Raw genomic sequence first — 18455 nt, forward strand, 5'->3', positions numbered from 1 at the left:
GGTAATTATTGTTTTTTCAGTTCTGCCAAAAATACGCGCTGTGTTACGGTAGATCGCGTTTGCGGATTGAGAAACTCGGCTGTCAGCATAGAAACGTGGTATTTCTCGAAAGTCTGTAAGATACGCATCTTTACGGGCAGTTGCGCAAGTTCGCGAATACCGACCGTATCGGTATATACATAGCAAGTTCCGCTCTTTATGTGTGTCAGTATTTCCTCAGGATTTTTCAGTTTAGGCACGATGCGCTGTACCTTGAAATCGAGTGCATGTGGAAATAGTTCCCTGTTCTCCCCTGTCAGCCGCGAAAGTATCCAGAGCCGCTCTTTAGGGATGTTATTCTCTATGACATAGGCACCAACAACGCTGCCGCTTTGGTAGCGAAAAAGTTCGGGGAAAATCTGTATATTCAATGCAGCACAAGCCGTAATGATACCAACTACAGCAGGCCCCAGCAGACTTTGCAAAACCGTGCGCGGGCTAAACGAAAGCCAGCACCAGACAAAGAACAAGCCCGTCCAGCCGGTCCAAAACCACCATTCGCGAGTTGGAGCTACCCAAAATACCAACAGCAAAGCAGCTACACACAACAAAAAACCCAACAGCGAATGGACAAAGCGCATGATTTTGAATGCTGCGCGATCGCGGTTTTCCATCAGATAGTCAGCATATACGCCCGCAAGCACCGCACCGAGCGGAAAGACGACGAAGGTGTAATGCGGCAGTTGGTAACGCGAAAGAGAAAGGGCAATGAAAGGCAATACAAAGCCTCCCAAAGCTATCATCTCTACTGCATTTCCGACAAGCGCACGGCGCACGTGAAAAACAAGTGCTACAACAAACAGAATGACCCAAGGTAAAAAGCTCCACAGAAAGTTTTGTGCCTGAAAGAAAATATCTACATCGTTCGCCCAGTCATTTTCGCCTGTGATGCGCCCGAAACTTTGCTTCCAGAAATAAAAGTAAGGGCCTTCATTGCCGAATTGGGCATATAGCCCCCAAACCATCGGGGCGAGCATAGCAGCTACGATCAGCAGGAGCAACAGCCACTGCGGACGCACAAAGTTTGCCCACTGCCGATGGTACACAAAATGTGTAGCCAAAGCCAATACGGGTACTGCCAAGCCGATTGGGCCTTTGGCGAGCAGCGCACAGCCCAAGCCAAACCCTCCACCAAGCAGATATAACCAGCCGCTGCCCTGTTCTTTGCTCTGCACTTGCAGCCATGCCGCTATTTGCCAGATACTGAACATCACCCATCCGGTGAGCATCGTATCGGTGCGAACGTCGCGGTGCATCAGAAAAAATGCCATAGAAGAAGCAATAATCAGCGCAGCGCTGTAAGCCGCCCGACGACTGTAATACAGCAGCGTAAAGCGGTAGGTAGCATAGACTCCCAGCAGCGAAACAAGGATTGGCACCAGCCTGTAAACAAAATTGCTGACCCCAAAAATGCTGAACATCAGGCTTGAAACCCAAAACAGAAGCGGAGGTTTGTCTAAATAGTCATTGCCTCTATCTTTGAGTTGGAGGTATTCTCCCGATTCCATCATCTCGCGCGAAATAGCCGCGTATTGCGCTTCATCTATGTCCATTACCTCGAGAAAGGCCCCTGCAACATATACTAATGCAATGATCAAAAACGGTATTCTACCGTCTGTCAAAAAGTTAGTTTTCATCATTTGCAACTTGCTGAATTGCACTGCAAAGTAACGCAGCTTTTTGTTGAAAGGCATGTAAAAGTTCGATCGGAGGGTCTTCACTGCCTTTGGACAGTTCTCTGACAAGCTCCTCCATTTCATGGGCTTGCAGGGCTTCAAGGTGGGGGGCGAGTTTGTGTCTGGCGCGTGTTATTTGCAGCCGATCGCCGCTGCGGACAGCTGCTGCAAACTGGTCAAAATATTGCTGCAACTCCCGCGCCGTCAGATTCAGGATATATTTCATAAATTTGTCGTCGCCGTTAGCCGACTCTCTGAAATAGTCAATGTTAAATTTGGTTATTTCCATCCAAATAGCTTTTTATCTGATCCAATCTTTCGCCCATGCGCTGTTTAGTTCTCGATGATGACGTAATTACTGCCGAAATGATTGCTGAATTTGCCCGCCGTGAAAACATCTTTCAACAGGTAGATACCAGCAACAACCCTGTAGAAGCGCTGGCAAGGCTCGAAAAAGGTGCTTATGACGTTCTCTTTTTGGACATAGAAATGCCGGAAATGACAGGGTTGGAACTCTTACAAGCGCTTAAAGATCCTGTATTCTGTATCCTGATTACTTCTAAAACCGAACACGCAATAGAGGCTTTTGAATACGGGGTAATAGACTATCTGGTCAAACCTGTACGCTACATGCGCTTTCATGCAGCTATGCAAAAGTTGCAGGAATTCCTCAAATCGCGCTTACAAACCGATCTGGACGAAGATAATGTATTCATCAAATCGAGCGGTAATCAATTTATCAAAATACAACTGAGCAAGGTGCTTTACTTAGAGTCGCTCGCCGACTATGTGAACTTCCACATGGAAGGCGGTCAGCAACACCTCGTGCTGACCACCATGAAGGCACTTATTTCAAAATTGCCTGCGCATTTTCTGCGGATTCACCGCTCATATGTGGTCAATTATCACAAGATAGATTCGGTAGAAGACGACTCGGTAACGATCCAAAAGAAAAAACTGCCTTTAGGCGGTACTTACAAGGCTATTTTGTTTAAGCACCTCAAAGTGCTTTAATAGGTTGTGATCAGGATTTTGCCGCTGCGCCCTTCTTTTTGCGAATCTACAACCGCCTTTACTGTATCTGTCAGCGGATAGGTGGCTGCTACCTGCACCTTGAGCGTACCATCGTTCAACATCGCAATCACTTCTTGTGCTGCCTGCTGCCGCACTTCGCGTGGTGCAGAACTCAGCCATTCGGTCAGCCAAAATCCCTGTATGGTTAGCCCTTTGAAGATCATCAGCCCGTTGTTTACGGGGGTTTCTTTAAGGCTCAACATGCCGTAAACAAACATTTTACCGCGCTGCCTGAGGCTGTTCAGCGCCAGCGCCGATACATCACCGCCTGTAGCATCGAAACAGCAGTCTGCCATTGCTCCGCCGGTGAGTTCTTTGACGCGCTTGGGTAAAAATTCCTTTTCGGTATTCACAACCGCAGCAGCGCCCAGCGCCAGCAACTGCTCTGTCTGGCTGTCGCGACGCGCCGTACAGATCACATTGATGCCTTTACTTGCCGCCATCTGGATAACGAGTTGCGCAAAAGTAGATCCTCCTGCGGTCAGGATTAGCCACTGCCCTGCCTGCAAACCCGAATCGTGCAGCATTGCCCAGGCTGTAAACGGATTGACAAAAATCTGAGCGCCTATTTCAAAAGGCATGGTCGGCGGCAGCGGGAAAATAGCTTTGGCAGAAGCAACTACATACTCTGACCATGCGCCAATAGTTGTGAAGGCAACGCGCGTACCCGCCGGCAGTCTTACACCTTCGCCCACGGCTTCTACCACGCCGCAGCCTTCAAAACCTGCACCCGAAGGCAACTGTGGACGGATGCCGTACATGCCCTGTATAAACATTACATCTGAAGGGTTGACCGGGCTTGCCATTACTTTAATCAATACTTCACCTGCGGCAGGTGTAGGGGTAGGAACTTCCTTGAGTTGCAGAACCTCTTCGGGGCGGCCTGCCTTTTCAAAAATGATGCTTTTCATGCGGTTTGGGTGTTTAGATCGTAGAGCGAGCAATGGTTCTGGCGCTCATATCGGACAAAGGTATTAATTTGCACGGGTTTGAAAAACCAATTGGGGCTATGTCCGGATGGAAGTGGTTATTGAAAACAGGATTGCTGACCGCAGCACTTTGGCTGCTTTGGTATGCGAGCATTTTCTGGTATAAACCTTTTGCAATAGAAGATTTCTATGAGCGCATTTCGGTGCGCTACTTGCTACCCCGCGAGGCATGGCTGACAGGCATAGTTCAGCAAACCCTACAGCCGAGGTTGATCCTGCAACCCAAAGCGCCCACGCCGATACGTTACTGGGAAATCAGTACTGCCGACCTTGCCGCCGATCTGAAAGTACTGCAAAGCTACAGGCGCGAAAAACAAAATACTGAACAGTTACTCTCTACTGATGTGCTAACATGGCAAATACAGCATTTGATCGAGGTTGATACATGTAAAGGTTTAGAACACCCGTTCAATCCATTTTCGGGGGTACACTTACTTTTTACCGAGCGGCTATTGCTAACACAAACTCCAAGAAACGCCAAAGAAATTGCCACTTATCTGGAGCAACTGGCGGGTTTTACAACAATTATGGCGCAGGCACTCCGCACATCTTTTCGTTTAGATACTCGTTGCGGCAGGCAACTGCCTTGCTTTGCTGCGGCAGCTACCAAAATGCAACTTATGCGCTTCATGTCAGTAAAGCCTGTCTCAAACCCGATCTACCTGCACTTTCGCAGGCATCTGGCACGCTTGGAAACAGGTAGAGATACTAAGCAGGAATTAGATGCAGAGGCGCTGCTGCTGTTAGAAACTTCCGTGTATCCTGCCTTTCGCGCAATGTACGACTACTTAGAAAAGTACGATTGCACCTCTCTTTTACCGCCTTTATACTCCACGACCGATACTACTCAGTACTATGAAGCGTTTCATCGGCTGTCGGGAAAAACTGTGCAGCCGCAAACACTTTTCCGCTATGCCAAGCAAACCACTGATAGTTTGTCCGCTGCATTGGCAAAACTACTAAACGCACCTATAGGGGCATGGCAACCCGCTTACCAAAAAATCAATGAGACCTATGGAAATCAACAAGGTCTATTGGGAAAAAAGAGTCTGGCAACTGCACTGAGTGCAGCGGGCAACTATCTGGATACCACAACACTTTATCTGTTTGAAAATATTCCCTTCGTCAGTTATCAGCTACACCGAATGCCTGTTGTGCTGGAAGGGTTCATTCCTACGGGAAAGCCCCACCCAACGGAGGCAAAACTGCTGTTCAATCCTACCGATAGTATTTACATTCCTCCTGCTGAAGTGATGGCTTTCGCTGCGCTGGAAATGGTTCCGGGCAGGCTGATGCAGCGGCAGTACCAGCGCGCACAAAATAAGTTACCTATTTTTCGTCGCTACTGGGACGATCCTGTTTTTACCAATGGCTGGAGCGCCTATGTGGCCGTGCTGATAGCAGAGGAAGCTATTTTCGAAAGCCCTGCCGACCGCTGCGGACTTTTACACCGCCAGTTGATCAGGTCTGCCTTTGCCGTTGCGGATCTGGGGCTGCATCTCTACGGCTGGAGTTACAACGAAGCTGTGGCTTATTTGGTGCGCCATACCGCCTTACCTGCTGCTGAGATCAATCGGAAATTGCATCATGTCTTATTGTTCCCTGCGCAAAGTTGTACGTACCTGATCGGTTGCCGGCAGTTATTATTCCTGCGAGAACAAGCACGGATAGCACTTGGCAACCTGTTCGACATCCGCCAGTTCCATCACCACATACTATCTGCCGGTTCGCTGCCGCCCCACCTTTTAGATCGGTCTGTAAAGTCGTATATTACAGCAACTAGAAAACTTCATCCATGATCAGGGTTATTTCTTTAGCGGCAAGCATTCTTCTTGCAATTGCCTGTAGAACGGAAACCAAAGCTCCTGCAGAAAATAGCGAGCGTCCTCTATCAACAACAGTCGTAGGCAGCACCAATGCCTCTCTGGAAAAACAACTACTTACCCCTGCGCCAGCCGAGCAAGCAGGAATGCTTGCCCGCCGCCTGAACTACATAGATACGCTCGTGCAGCAATATGTGGACAAACAGGTGATTCCCGGTGCGGTCTGCCTGATTGCACGCAAGGGTAAAATTGTTTATCACAAAGCATTCGGCTATCGCGATGTGGCTTCGCAGACCCCGTTAGACAAGGATGATATTTTCCGCATCATGTCCATGAGCAAGGCGATTACTTCGGTTGCCGTGATGATGCTCTACGAAGAAGGGCGCTTCCTGCTGGATGACCCCGTGTCTGACTTTATCCCTGAGTTCAAAAATCCCAAAGTACTCAAACAACTCATCCTCAACCGACGCGACACGAGTTTCACTGCCGTTCCTGCCAAGCGGGAAATTACCATTCGCCATTTGCTGACGCATACCGCCGGCATTCCCTATCTGCACCCGCTGCAATACAAAGCCCGCATACCACAGTTTCATAGCACGCAGCCACTCACGCTGGCGCAAACCATTCCGCAGTTAGCCCGTCTGCCGCTCCTCCACGAGCCGGGCGAACGCTTCACCTACGGACTGAATACCGACGTGTTGGGCTATCTGGTAGAAAAAATTTCAGGCATGAGTCTGGCGGAATTTTTTCAAAAACGCATCTTCAAGCCGCTGGATATGAACGATACGTTTTTTTATGTGCCTCAGGAAAAACAAAAGCGATTAGTAACACTCTACGAAGAAGGCAAAGACGGCAAAATCATCCCGCACACGCGTCCTTCGGAATATGCCGACTATGCTACACAAGGAGCGCAAACCTATTACAGCGGCGGGGCGGGGCTTTGCAGCACCATTTCGGATTATGCCAAATTTATGCAAATGCTCCTCAATGGCGGACGCTACAACGGCGCACAGTTACTGAGCCGCAAAACCATAGAACTGATGACACAAAATCAGATTGGCGACTTGACAACCCAGCGTGGTCGCAAATTCGGTCTGGGCTTTGAACTCGTAGGTACGACACAAACAGCAGAACTACTCAGTTCGCCGGGCGCTTATCGCTGGGGAGGCATGTACTTTACTGAATACTGGATAGACCCCAAAGAAGAGTTGATTGCCCTGTTTTTTACGCAGGTTTGGCCCTCTAAGCATCTTTTCCTCAGTAAACGCTTTCAGGTACTGACTTATCAGGCGATTGTGGACTGATAGAGCCGTGCAGCGCCTCAGCAAGCACCTGCTGCGTATGCCTGTAGCCAATTTGGAAAATCTCTTGTGCCTTCGCCACGTCAAAAACCTTGTAGGCTGCCATCTCGGGCGGCTCTATAAACAAATGGCATAGCGATTTACGCGATTCAATGTTAGCATTAATAATCAGGTGAAAAGTGCGCTCAATTACCTGCTTCATATTACTTACTTTAAGTTCGCTTACGGCATTGGAATGGATGCCGATAATATAGTCGCAGCGCCCAACGAGCGGCTCGGCAGGCAGGTTGTTCAAAATGCCGCCATCAATGTAAAACCTGCCGTCAATTTCTATGGGTGCAAAAAGAAATGGAATACAAGAAGCTGCCTGTATCGGTTTGATGAGTTCGCCGCTGTTGAAATAGACAGTTTCACCGCGCTCAATATCCGTTGCATTGATAAACAGCGGAATTTTCAGACTTTCAAAACTGTCTTCCTTTAAAAATAAGCGGAAGGCTTCTGCCGTTTTTTCCATGCGCAAAATGCCTGTCAGGTTGCTTGCGGGCTTAAAATAGCGCAGGATGTTCGTCTTGGTAATAAACTCCAGTACTTCGGCGGGGCTATGTCCGGCAGCATAGAGTGCGCCTACAATAGCCCCCGCGCTGGTGCCTGAGATAAAACGGGGCTTAATGCCCAATTCTTCTATTGCTTGCAGGGAGCCGAGATGCGAGATGCCACGCGCCCCGCCGCCTGAAAGCACAATGCCAATATTTTCAGGAATATTCATACGCAAAGTTAGGTATCAACTGGCAGCAAATTTGCTATCAGGGTCTCATTTGCATCAGTTTAACTTTCATTAAACCAATATCATGCTGCGAAAAAAAATCAACACGCTATTCATATACGGTTTTGCGCTTGCGTTGTTATTGAGTACAGGCGCTTGCAGAAGGCATCCACATGGAGCGCCTCCCGGACAGGTGAAAAAAGTAACAGGTGTACATCCTATTACGGGTAAACCCAACCAAGGCAAAGCTACTGCGCCCGGTCAACAGAAAAAGCGCAATAACAACGGACGCGTAAACTAAGCCGCAAGGCAATATTTTACCTTTCGGACGGTTATGCTATAAAGATAACCTCCACGACTATGGTAAAACGCAGCATCACCTCCCTTCTGATTTTCGGGTGTATTTTTTCACTCATGATTGGTTTTAGTTCCTGTTCAGGTGGCTCACGCGGTCGCTCGACGGCTCATATCAAAAAAAGTTCGGGTTTTAGTCCCGGCAAAGGAAAAACCAAATCGCCCGCTAAGCGCATAAAGAGCAGCAAAAAGTAAGCATGGCAATAAGTCTGAAAAGTCGGCATTGGCAAGGGTTTGAACTTTGCCAATGTTGATTGCAGTCCGTAACTTTGCTAGTGCTGTTCTATTCAACCTGTTGTTTTTGTGAAAGTTACCGAACATCTGAAAAACGCCAAATCCACGCTTTTTTCCCTTGAAATTATTCCGCCAATGAAAGGCGAAAGCATTGAATCTATCTTTCAGGCGATTGACCCGCTGATGGAGTTCAAGCCGCCGTTCATAGATGTTACCTACCACCGCGAAGAGTATGTGTACAAAGCCGGACCTAATGGTACGCTGACCAAACAGCGCATCCGCAAGCGCCCCGGCACGGTCGGGATTTGTGCGGCTATCATGCACCGCTACAAGGTAGATGCTGTTCCGCACATCATCTGCGGCGGCTTCAACAAAGAAGAAACAGAAGATGCGCTGATTGACTTGCATTATTTGGGGATAGAAAACGTCCTCGTGCTGCGCGGTGATGCTGTCAAATCGGAAGGTGCTTTTACGCCACAGCCCGGAGGACACGCTCACGCCACCGAACTGCTGGAACAGGTCAGCGCTATGAATCAGGGGCGCTACCTAGACGATGAACTGCAACACTCTACACCTACTAACTTCTGTATTGGCGTAGCAGGTTATCCCGAAAAACACTTTGAAGCCCCTAACATGGCTTCCGACCTTAGATACCTGAAAATGAAAGCTGATATGGGAGCAGATTTTATCGTCACCCAAATGTTTTTTGATAACCAAAAATACTACGATTTTGTAGCCCGCTGCCGCGAAATGGGCATCAACATACCAATTATTCCAGGACTGAAACCACTGGCTACCAAAGCACAACTCAACGTATTACCACGTGTATTCCACATAGACCTGCCCGAAGAGTTGGCAAGCGAAGTAGAAAAATGCAAAACCAATCAGCAGGTGAAAGAATTAGGCATTGAGTGGTGCATTAACCAGTCCAAAGAGTTGATCAAATTTGGTGTACCTTGTCTGCACTATTATACCATGAGCAAATCCGATGCCGTGCGGCAAATTGCTGCGGAGGTATTCTAAGCCATGAACGATATTGGTTTGAGGTTGGAGCGGGCGCTCCGGCAAGATAAGCGTTTGCAAGCCGCTGATGGCAGCCTGTTGCACAACAAAGCCGCTGATTTACTACTGGCAAACGATGCGGCGCTCTGGCATTGCATTTTTGCCGATGAACAACTCCGCCGCGTATTTACGACAAGCATAGGTAGCGAAACCCTCTGGGAAAAAGAACGCCTGATAGCCGCCCTGCGTGCCAATGCTTTCATGAGCGACAGCTTCACAGCGTTTCGCAATAAAATCGGGCTTGCCGACCGCGAACAGCGACTGCTTGCGCAAAGCCGCGAAGTTGTGCTGACTTTTCCCTACAAAGATGCGGTGCTGGAAGGCGGACAAACCAAAGCCGATGCCGAAAGGCAGGAGGAAGCGTTTTTGCATACCACACTGGCGGCGGGCAGCATAGACCGCCTGCTCGCACCCAAAGCGCTGACCAACTTTTGCCGTTACAGCGCCGCAGGAGCGCAACCGCTTACACCCGAACAGGCGCAGCAGTGGACAACAGACCGCCTGCCCAACCTGATTTTGCGCGGCAATAATCTGATTGGACTGCATACGCTCCTGCCCTTGCTGGCAGGTCGCATCCAACTCATCTACATTGACCCACCCTACAACACAGGTTCGGACAGTTTTGCGTATAACGATAATTTTACACATGCCACCTGGCTAACTTTTATGAAAAACAGGTTAGAGGCTGCCTGGCAACTACTCGCTCCGCAGGGCTGCATCTTCATCCAAACTGACGACAACGAGTTTGCCTATCTCAAAGTGCTTTGCGATGAGCTTTTCGGGCGCGAAAACTGCCGCGAAACCATTGTGCTCAAATCCAGCACCGAAAGCGGCGTAAATGCAATCAACGTCAAGCGCGGCGAGCGCCTGTTCAAGGTAAAAGAATACATTTTGTTTTACGCCAAATCACCCGCGTTTCGCTTCAAGCCCTTTTTCACCAAAACAGATTTCAATACCAATTACCGCTACGAACTCATAGAGGAAAACGGGCAGAAAGTCCTCCGCGATTTGAGTAAAACACTCGGTAAAGGTGAAGCATTGGAGCGTTATGCGCTTGCCAATCCTGAAAACATTTACTCGCTGGAAAAAAATATCAAAAAAGCAGGCGAAAAATTCAAGGCATTTGCCACGCAAAACAAGGGCAAAGGCATTGCCGAACCCTACGTGAACAGCAGCGGCGAAACGGTTTGGGTATATGACGGCGGGATGCTGGTGCCGCTGCGCGAGCGCATTGTATCGGAAAACGGACAAAACTACTTCGGCGTGCTGGCTTCCGACCTCTGGACAGACATCGGCACAACGCCCTCAACCGAAGGCGGCGTTTATTTTCCTAATGGAAAAAAGCCCGAAAAACTGCTGCAGCGCATTATTGAAATGACGACCCAACCCGGCGACTGGGTGCTGGATTACCACCTCGGCAGCGGCACAACCGCCGCCGTTGCGCATAAGTTGGGCAGGCGATACGTTGGCATTGAACAACTGGAGTACGGCGCTAACGATGCTGTTCAGCGTCTCCAACAGGTCATTCAGGGCGAACAAACGGGCATCAGCAAGGCGACAGGCTGGCAGGGCGGCGGTGAGTTTTTGTATGCAGCCCTTGCACCACTCAATGCACACTGGGCGGAGAAAATCGCCGCTGCCGATTCGGATGCTGCCGTTTTGGAGCTTGCGCAAGCCGTTGCCGCTTCCGATTTTCTGGATTATCGCTGTAATCTGGCAGCTTTCCGCAACTTCGGGCAGGAATTTGCCGCGCTGAGCCTGCCGCAGAAAAAACAGTGCCTGCTGGCGATGCAAGACATGAACGATCTCTACGTTCCACTCTCGGAAATAGCCGACCAAACGCTGGGCATATCGGCAGCCGACCGCGCCCTGAACCGCTGGTTGTATGGTTTGAGGGGGTGAACCAACAAAAAATCTGCGAAAATCTATGCCCAGCTACACAAGCGACCGCCAATTTACCGACCTTGTCCACCGCAAACTTGCGCTTCCGCTGATTTACACGCCTTTGCGCTGGCTGCCTTGTGAGTTGCCTGCCGAAGAGGCAAAGCGCCGCGACATGCAGGAGGGCATTGACTACGTATTTTGGGACGAGACCGAAACGCTGGTGCGCGTACAGGAGCGCTTTCGGGAGGCGAAATATGCCGCCTACTCGGACTTTACCATCCGCCGCCGCCGCGATGAAAACCCAAATCCCGACCGCCATCGCTCGGAATTTTACAAAATCAAAGCGGACTTTTTTGTTTATGGCATCACCAACGGGCAAAAAGACCAGCCCGAAAGCATCAGCGATTTCCTCAAATTTGCCGTGATTAATCTGGCGACGGTTTACCAAAAGATAGAAACAGGGCAAATTCAGGTTGCGCCCGTAGCTGCTGACCGCTGCTACGTACAAAACGGCAGGATGATTTGCCCGATTAAGAAAAATCGCGACGGTTCATCCGATTTTTTTCCGATAGATATTCCGCTACTGGTGCAACTTTGGGGCGAGGAAACCATCAAATTTCAAAAAGGCTTTTTGTAAGCATGTTGCACGAAGAAATCCGTCGGGCGCTGACATTGTTACCTGCGGAGGAATTTGCTCCGACGGCGTGGGTGCGCCACCACCTGAACCCGCGCTTTCCTTTGCGCAGTTATCAGGTTGAGGCATACCGTGCGCTCATGTATGCGCTGCAAACACCGCAGGCGCAGCGGCATTTGCTGTTCCAGATGGCAACGGGCAGCGGCAAGACGCTGCTCATGGCTGCCGCGCTGCTGGGACTGTACCGCAAAGGCTATCGGCACTTTATTTTTCTGGTCAACAGCACTTCCATTATTGAAAAAACGCGCTACAACTTCCTGCACCGCGAGTCGGAAAAGTACCTGTTTCAGGCACAGGAGACTGATTTCAGCTTGCAGGAAACCTCTTATTTTTACCCAAACAGCAGCGCAAATGCAGCGGCAGGCGTAGCATACATTCACTTTACGACCGTACAATCGCTGCACCGCCAGTTGCTTGCTGCGCATGAAAATGCTTTCAGTTGGGAAGATTTGCGGGATATTCCGCTGGTGATTATTTCCGATGAGGCGCACCACCTCAACGCGAGCACCAAAAAAGGCACAGTTCCCAAATCCGAACAGGCGGAAATACAGTCCTGGGAGGAAGCCGTGCAGCGCATTTTTTCCGCCCATCAGGCAAATTTGTTGCTGGAATTTACAGCGACTGCCTATCTGGAACATCCCGAAATAGCTGCCAAATATGCGGATAAACTGATTTATGACTATCCGCTCAGCCGATTCCGCGAGGAGGGCTACTCCAAAGAAGTGCGCGTTTGGCAAAGCAATGCTCCGCCTTTTGAACGGGCTTTGCAGGCGGCAATGCTCAGTCAGTGGCGGCTCAAAACTGCCGAACAATACGGGCAGGCATTGAAGCCCGTTGTGCTGTTCAAGTCCAAAACCATTCGCGAAAGCGAGCGGTTTTATGCACAGTTCACAGAGCAGATGCAGCAACTGACCGCTGAAAAGGTTGCGCCTTTGCTTGCGGCAGCGCCTTTGCAGCCCCTTGCCAATTATTTGCAGCAAATGCCGTCCGAAAATTCAATCAATCTGTTTATCAATGAGTTGCAGGATAGTTTTGCGCCCAATCGCTTGCTGATTGTGAACAGCAAAGACGACAGCGAAGAAAAGCAACTGCTGCTCAATACGCTGGAATCGCCCCGCAATCTTTACCGGGCGGTTTTTGCAGTGGACAAACTCAACGAAGGCTGGGACGTGCTGAACCTGTTTGACATTGTGCGCCTCTACGACACGGCAAACCCTACCCGACAGACGACCGTCGCCGAAGCGCAGCTTATTGGCAGGGGAGCGCGTTACTGTCCGCTTTTTTGGGAGGGGGCATACCGATACCGCCGCTGCTTTGACGACAACGCCGAACATCCATTACGGCTTTGCGAAACGCTGTACTATCACAGCGCCTATCACCCGCAGTACATCCGCAGCCTGCACGAAGCCATGCAATCCATCGGATTGGAAGCCAAAAAAACCGAACGCCAAGCTGCGCAACGGAAAGTTGTATCGCCGCGCCGTTCATGGGTGGAAATATGGGAATCGGTGCGAAATATGGAGCTGGTTGTGCGTGGGGACACGCACAACGGCGAAAATAATATGGAGCTGGTCGTGCGTGAAGACACGCACAAGGGCAAAGGTAATACCCGGCGCGGCGAAAGGGACACGCACAATAGCAGAACAGCCGTCAATCTTGGTCAGTTGCCTTATCCAATCTTGCGCAAGGCTGCCAAAATGCACCCTTTTTATCGCATGGAGCATTTGCTGCTGCACTTTCCAAACCTACATTCGGTGCAGGAATTTTTGACTTCCCCCGATTATCTGGGCAATATTCGCCTGTTGTGGCATGAGCCGGCAGCGCCTGATGCGCAATTAGCAGCAGTCAATCAGGCACTGGCAGCCATCGCAGATGCCTTGCAGCCCGCTTACTGATACATCAACCGATAATACTCATCCGCCATGCGGTCGGAATCAAAGCGCGGAGCGACGTTTTTCATGCTTTGCTCCCTAACTTCCATACCAGATACCCAAAGCAGAAGTTTACAAATTATGCTGAAATGAATCATATATGGAAAAATGTTTGCGAGGGGTGGGATTAGTATTAACTTTTTTGCCCTTCACATAAAATTTTTTGGCAAGTGGCTAACTATCAATTCGCAATACTTAAAGATCGAGCATAAATTCTACTAAGTTTTTGTCATGCGGGAGATCTAATTTGCGCCGCAGCCTGTACCGGCGAATTTCCACACCCCGTACCGACAAATTGAGCAAGGAGGCGATTTCCTTACTGGACATATTCATGCGCAAGTAGGCACAAAAGCGAAGGTCTTTGGGAGTAAGTGAGGGGTATCGCTTTTTCAGATTTTTAAGGAAGTGTTCGTGTGCCTGATCAAAATTGGACTCAAAAACATGCCATTCCTGCTCGTCGGTGAGGTTTTTATTGACAATCCTAAGCACCTTTTGCAATGCGTCGGCTTCGGGTAGTTTACCTTTTTTCCCGTCATTAATGGCTTCTTTTATTTCAATCAACACTTCGTTCTTTTTGATAATACCCATCGTAGAGTTAACCAACTGCCTGCTCTTGTATTTTACCTCCTCTTCCAACTTTTCTTTTTCCAGTTCCATGAGTCTTCGCTCATGTGCGAGCGCTTCTTTCTTCACCTGCTCTTCTTTTTCTTTTTCGAGTTTCAGTCTTATCTCCTCCTGCTGTTTCCGGTAACGCTCTTTGAAAAACGTGCGAATTAGCATCAGCATACCGAGACCTAACAGTCCGTACAGGAACAGCCCCATGCCTGATAAGTACCATGGGGGTAATACTTCAAAAGGATACGAAGCCTCTTCTGAAATATGACCTTGATGGTTCACAACCCTTACCACAAAGCGGTACTTTCCGGGCGGAAGGCGAGTGTACTCCTTTTCTGTCTGGTTGAGCGTTTCCTGCCATTCGCTATGCAAGTTCTCAAGCCTATGCTGGAATTTGAGATCTTTACGGGCATAAATAGGATTGGCAAACGAAAAGCGCATGAAATTGCCTGAGTAGGGTATGGTCACCATCGGCCGCCCGCTCACAACAAGCGGTAATGAACCTTCCTGACAGGTAACGGTAGTGATGTACACCTGCGACTTCCACAAATCCTTTGGTGTACCACTGTTTTTTTGATTGTACAGCGCGAATCCGTGATGCATGCAGAAAAGAAAGACGCTATCGCTCAGCGATACCACATTCTCAAAACCCTCAACCAATTCGTTGTTAAAAGCCCGAAACAGATGCTCTTCTAATACCTCTATCTGACCATTGCGAAAGCCAACAAGCGCAAAAGTTTGCGGGGTTACTAACCAGAAATCATCACCGTTTGCTTTAAGCGCCATCTTAGCTTGGGCATATCGGGCTAAAATCTGATTTAGCGACTGATAGGGCTTGGTTTTGCCTATCAGCGGATCATAAGTATAAAACTGCTGGCGTGTGGTGAAGATAAGCTGATTGCGCAGCAGAAAAACTTGGATGTTAAAGTCTGAGGGAAATCCTTCGTTCCGTCCAAAATACTTGATTTCCGTTACGGTTTTTAACGCTCTGTCTAATGTCAGTTTGTACACCCCTTTAAAAGCATGGCTAGCCCAAAGGTTTCCTTGTGTGTCATAAAGAAGGTAGTTAACCGGTTCGGAAAACCCTGCCACGCGATGGCTGAAAACCCAGCGTCCATTTTGAATCCGATACACCACTAAGCCGGTGTAAGTGCCCTGAACGAGGAAGGTTTCACCGTTTTGCGTTACCTGACACAAATGCCAGCCTCCGGTTACGTCCGATATTTTCTCGAGCTGGTTGGTCCGACTGATGGAAAACGTGCCTTGGTTATGCCCGCACAACAGTTGGCCGTTGCAAACCGCCAGTTCTAAGACATGCCCTTGTGAGCCTTTGATAAAGGTAAAATCTTCGGCGGTTTCCATCAGGCGGTCATCTTCCTGCCATTTTTTATAGAATAGCCCCTGATTCGTACCAAGGTACAGGTATCCGTTGTACACACAGGCGGTGTGTACTGAGCCAATCTGTCCCGATTTATCTACAAAAAATTCATAAGGCGAACTAAGTTCGATATAATCTATTCCATGGTTAAGCCCTGCCCAGAGGTTCTGCTCGCGGTCAACCAAAAGGCAAAGCACTGTATTGTCTTGTAGGCCGCGCGTTTTATTGACCTGTTTCACGATTTTCCCTTGCAAGTTTACCATGATAAACCCGTTGAGAATCGTACCAATTAGGAAATAATTGTCCCCATATGGTAGGGCGTTATTGAGCTGGAATGTTTTGACAAAGCGGCTGGCTTCACAGTCCCACGGCTGAAGGGTTTGTCCGTCGTAACGGTAAAGCCCTGAGGTGGAAGTACCAATAAGCCACTCCCCAGAACGAAAAGTAAAGATGCTAAGCACAAAGGTGGCAGCTAATATTTCGGTATCGGGCAAGGGTTTAAATGAAAACCCATCAAGTACGTAAAGCCCCTGCCCTACTACCTGACCAACTAAGGTCTGGTTAACTTGGAACAAAAATAGCAGCGGGGCAGGTGGTTTGATAGGGGTTACTTGTTGCCCATCAAACCGGAAAACAGTGCCAAAAGCCTGAAAAAAGACATGACCGCCATGAACGTAAATTTTCCAGATGTCCTCATTTTTGAAGTCAAAACCTCTCAGGCTGTCGCTAAGGGAAACGTAAATCATTTTTCCTAAAGCGTCTTTCCAGAAGTAGCCAAACTCTTCATAAGAACCCACAAAAACACGATTTCCTTCAATAGCTAAGGCATGCACTGGCATTTTATTGGGAAGAGGGTACAGTTTCCACACGATGCCATCAAAAGTGAGTAAACCCTGACTGTTGCCGACATACAAAAAACCTTGCGTATCCTGAACCATTGACCAGTTTGTACTTCCCCCGCCGTATGCAGCCTTTGTATAATTGTTCACTAATGGGGTGGCAATGCTGACAAAAGAGAAAAACAGATACGATAATATTGCCAGAATAAATTTCATCCGGTAGTTGGTCTCAAAGCAGGTTAACTTTGTTAAATATCATACATTTTCGGCATATTGGCAATTAGGAAAAATGGCATAATTAGCTGCTTGATAGCAGTTAAACATCTTTTGCCTTCTGAATAATCATATACAGTTTGAGTGAAATACCTTGAGGTCTTGCCGATACTTCCCGAGCAAGTCATTTTTATCGTTGCAAGTGAGGCGACTGGAAACCGAGTTTTCTGAGTCCCTCTTTTACCTCAGGGGCGCTCATAAAAAGATTCCACAACAGGCCTGATCGGTAGTTTTCAATCATCACTACGATAGGTCCTTGGTCAATAGCTAAATATCGTTGCGGAAACCAGTCAGCCTCTTCGCTGAAGGCATCATAAAAGCCATATTTGCCAAAAACTTTTTCACCTAGACTGTCATACCAATAGCGCATGGCCGCTATCGCTTTGTCTGGAGCATAGGGTATGGAAGAAATCGCCGCCGTGGGGGAAATCACTCCAAGGTCGTGTTCTTCACCGGGCGCGTGAGCTGCATAACCTTCTACCGAGTAGCTGGCGGTAAGCCCCCAGTTGTGCGGACCGTATCCTTTGTGCTGTAACTTATTAGCTACACACCACTCGTAGTTAATCATTGTATGATTAGTATTATGCTCCCAATAGTCGGCGTATTGATCTTTCAGCCCGCGAGGGTCGAGACCCAGAAAGGAGTAATGCGCCCAGAACAAGGGCCCGCCAAACTTTTCTGCCCCGTTATGGCGCAGGGCTAAGTGCCTGCCAAAAACCTGATTTTCAGGTTGCTGACGGATGCCTCCATCTCTTGCCCAGCCCTTATGATATACTTCCGCAGGCACGCCGTGAGTAGGCGAGGCAGCAGCCAATACATACGTAATCAGGCATTCGTTATAGCCTTCTATGGCAAAGTTCATGATCCAGCCATGATTGGGGCTCCAGTGCCAATATAGCACATCCTGTCCATTGCGATACCAGTTGAAATCAACGGCGCGCCACAGGGCATCAATCCGGGCAGCAAGTTCTTTTTCACGATTATTGCCCTGTTGGAAATACTGGCGCACAGTCAGAAGCCCTTGTAACATAAACGAGGTTTCCACTAAGTCGCCGCCGTCGTCTTTGGTACTGAACGGTTTCACTTTTCCGGTCTCCCCGTTCCACCAGTGCGGCCATGCGCCATGGAAGGTGTCGGCATTTTCTAAGAAACTAACGATTTTTTCTAGGCGCTCAAGCCCCTGTTCTCGGGTAATAAAACCCCTTTCAATCCCAACCAAAATAGCCATTACGCCGAAGCCACTGCCACCGGAGGTTACGATGTGCTTGTCGTTTTCAGGGTAATTGCCATCGACATGATAGCGTTCCCGCGCCAGACCGGACTTAGGCTCGGCCCCGTCCCAGAAATATTGGAATGTGTGGTACTGCACTAAATTAAGCAGTGAGTCATCGGATATAGTGGGAGCGGTAGCCAAAGCGTCTCTTTTTTCTTCATTTCGGGGAACGCAGGACAGGATAGCTAAGCATACCCCGATTATCAGTAATTGTTTGATCATATCAGTCTTATTTCGTAAGTGAAGCCCAGTC

Annotated in this window: 14 protein-coding genes; 8 read left to right on the forward strand and 6 right to left on the reverse strand. The window is 48.9% G+C overall.

Going from position 1 to position 18455, the window contains the following annotated elements; translation table 11 throughout:
• Positions 1–5: 5 nt before the first annotated feature.
• The gene (locus tag ACWIP2_RS05195; protein ID WP_448518846.1) at positions 6–1676 is read right to left on the reverse strand and encodes an ArnT family glycosyltransferase; all 1671 of its coding nucleotides are present in this window, start codon (positions 1674–1676) and stop codon (positions 6–8) included.
• A complete protein-coding gene (locus tag ACWIP2_RS05200) occupies positions 1666–2004 on the reverse strand; it encodes a hypothetical protein (RefSeq protein ID WP_448518847.1) in 339 nt (112 codons plus the stop codon). The genes ACWIP2_RS05195 and ACWIP2_RS05200 overlap by 11 nt, the downstream gene beginning before the upstream one ends.
• A gap of 35 nt (positions 2005–2039) precedes the next feature.
• Between ACWIP2_RS05200 and ACWIP2_RS05205 the strand changes: the two genes are divergently transcribed.
• On the forward strand, positions 2040–2729 hold the full coding sequence (locus tag ACWIP2_RS05205; protein WP_448518848.1) for a LytR/AlgR family response regulator transcription factor: 690 nt from the start codon (positions 2040–2042) through the stop codon (positions 2727–2729).
• Here the strand turns inward: ACWIP2_RS05205 and ACWIP2_RS05210 are convergent.
• Positions 2726–3700, reverse strand: a complete 975-nt coding sequence (locus tag ACWIP2_RS05210; RefSeq protein WP_448518849.1) for a zinc-dependent alcohol dehydrogenase family protein — start codon at positions 3698–3700, stop codon at positions 2726–2728. The genes ACWIP2_RS05205 and ACWIP2_RS05210 overlap by 4 nt on opposite strands.
• Before the next feature lie 98 nt (positions 3701–3798).
• Between ACWIP2_RS05210 and ACWIP2_RS05215 the strand changes: the two genes are divergently transcribed.
• Positions 3799–5577 carry a DUF885 family protein gene (locus ACWIP2_RS05215; protein ID WP_448518850.1) on the forward strand — a complete coding sequence of 593 codons (1779 nt, stop codon included), beginning with the start codon at positions 3799–3801 and terminating at the stop codon, positions 5575–5577.
• Complete coding sequence (locus ACWIP2_RS05220; RefSeq protein ID WP_448518851.1) at positions 5574–6905, forward strand: serine hydrolase domain-containing protein; 1332 nt, start codon at positions 5574–5576, stop codon at positions 6903–6905. Before ACWIP2_RS05215 ends, ACWIP2_RS05220 begins: the two co-directional genes overlap by 4 nt.
• On the opposite strand, the gene ACWIP2_RS05225 is transcribed toward ACWIP2_RS05220, so the two are convergent.
• Positions 6859–7668, reverse strand: coding sequence for a patatin-like phospholipase family protein (locus tag ACWIP2_RS05225; protein WP_448518852.1), 810 nt, complete (start codon positions 7666–7668; stop codon positions 6859–6861). The genes ACWIP2_RS05220 and ACWIP2_RS05225 overlap by 47 nt on opposite strands.
• An 82-nt stretch (positions 7669–7750) precedes the next feature.
• Here ACWIP2_RS05225 and ACWIP2_RS05230 point away from each other — a divergent pair, with 82 nt between their 5' ends.
• From ACWIP2_RS05230 to ACWIP2_RS05250, 5 genes are all read left to right on the forward strand, one after another.
• On the forward strand, positions 7751–7966 hold the full coding sequence (locus tag ACWIP2_RS05230; RefSeq protein ID WP_448518853.1) for a hypothetical protein: 216 nt from the start codon (positions 7751–7753) through the stop codon (positions 7964–7966).
• Positions 7967–8322: 356 nt separating this feature from the next.
• Positions 8323–9276, forward strand: coding sequence for a methylenetetrahydrofolate reductase [NAD(P)H] (gene metF, locus ACWIP2_RS05235; protein ID WP_448518854.1), 954 nt, complete (start codon positions 8323–8325; stop codon positions 9274–9276).
• A gap of 3 nt (positions 9277–9279) precedes the next feature.
• Positions 9280–11217: a DNA methyltransferase gene (locus tag ACWIP2_RS05240; RefSeq protein WP_448518855.1), complete on the forward strand. Its 1938-nt coding sequence runs from the start codon at positions 9280–9282 to the stop codon at positions 11215–11217.
• A gap of 25 nt (positions 11218–11242) precedes the next feature.
• Positions 11243–11836: a hypothetical protein gene (locus ACWIP2_RS05245; RefSeq protein ID WP_448518856.1), complete on the forward strand. Its 594-nt coding sequence runs from the start codon at positions 11243–11245 to the stop codon at positions 11834–11836.
• A 2-nt stretch (positions 11837–11838) separates the two neighbouring features.
• Complete coding sequence (locus ACWIP2_RS05250) at positions 11839–13788, forward strand: DEAD/DEAH box helicase family protein (RefSeq protein ID WP_448518857.1); 1950 nt, start codon at positions 11839–11841, stop codon at positions 13786–13788.
• Positions 13789–14019: 231 nt separating this feature from the next.
• Here the strand turns inward: ACWIP2_RS05250 and ACWIP2_RS05255 are convergent, their stop codons facing one another.
• Positions 14020–16872, reverse strand: coding sequence for a triple tyrosine motif-containing protein (locus ACWIP2_RS05255; RefSeq protein ID WP_448518858.1), 2853 nt, complete (start codon positions 16870–16872; stop codon positions 14020–14022).
• 187 nt (positions 16873–17059) lie between these two features.
• Positions 17060–18424 (reverse strand): glucoamylase family protein, encoded by a 1365-nt coding sequence (locus tag ACWIP2_RS05260; RefSeq protein ID WP_448518859.1) that lies wholly within the window; start codon positions 18422–18424, stop codon positions 17060–17062.
• Between the last annotated feature and the right edge of the window lie 31 nt (positions 18425–18455).

It is taken from the genome of Rhodoflexus sp. (genome assembly GCF_053489755.1).

Bases quoted from the DNA above. Each gene is read 5' to 3' on its own strand.
- ACWIP2_RS05250 (WP_448518857.1), top strand. From the start codon at position 11,839: ATGTTGCACGAAGAAATCCGTCGGGCGCTGACATTGTTACCTGCGGAG.
- ACWIP2_RS05225 (WP_448518852.1), bottom strand. From the start codon at position 7,668: ATGAATATTCCTGAAAATATTGGCATTGTGCTTTCAGGCGGCGGGGCG.
- ACWIP2_RS05240 (WP_448518855.1), top strand. From the start codon at position 9,280: ATGAACGATATTGGTTTGAGGTTGGAGCGGGCGCTCCGGCAAGATAAG.
- ACWIP2_RS05245 (WP_448518856.1), top strand. From the start codon at position 11,243: ATGCCCAGCTACACAAGCGACCGCCAATTTACCGACCTTGTCCACCGC.
- ACWIP2_RS05200 (WP_448518847.1), bottom strand. From the start codon at position 2,004: ATGGAAATAACCAAATTTAACATTGACTATTTCAGAGAGTCGGCTAAC.
- ACWIP2_RS05255 (WP_448518858.1), bottom strand. From the start codon at position 16,872: ATGAAATTTATTCTGGCAATATTATCGTATCTGTTTTTCTCTTTTGTC.
- ACWIP2_RS05195 (WP_448518846.1), bottom strand. From the start codon at position 1,676: ATGAAAACTAACTTTTTGACAGACGGTAGAATACCGTTTTTGATCATT.
- ACWIP2_RS05210 (WP_448518849.1), bottom strand. From the start codon at position 3,700: ATGAAAAGCATCATTTTTGAAAAGGCAGGCCGCCCCGAAGAGGTTCTG.
- ACWIP2_RS05205 (WP_448518848.1), top strand. From the start codon at position 2,040: ATGCGCTGTTTAGTTCTCGATGATGACGTAATTACTGCCGAAATGATT.
- ACWIP2_RS05215 (WP_448518850.1), top strand. From the start codon at position 3,799: ATGTCCGGATGGAAGTGGTTATTGAAAACAGGATTGCTGACCGCAGCA.
- ACWIP2_RS05220 (WP_448518851.1), top strand. From the start codon at position 5,574: ATGATCAGGGTTATTTCTTTAGCGGCAAGCATTCTTCTTGCAATTGCC.
- ACWIP2_RS05230 (WP_448518853.1), top strand. From the start codon at position 7,751: ATGCTGCGAAAAAAAATCAACACGCTATTCATATACGGTTTTGCGCTT.
- ACWIP2_RS05260 (WP_448518859.1), bottom strand. From the start codon at position 18,424: ATGATCAAACAATTACTGATAATCGGGGTATGCTTAGCTATCCTGTCC.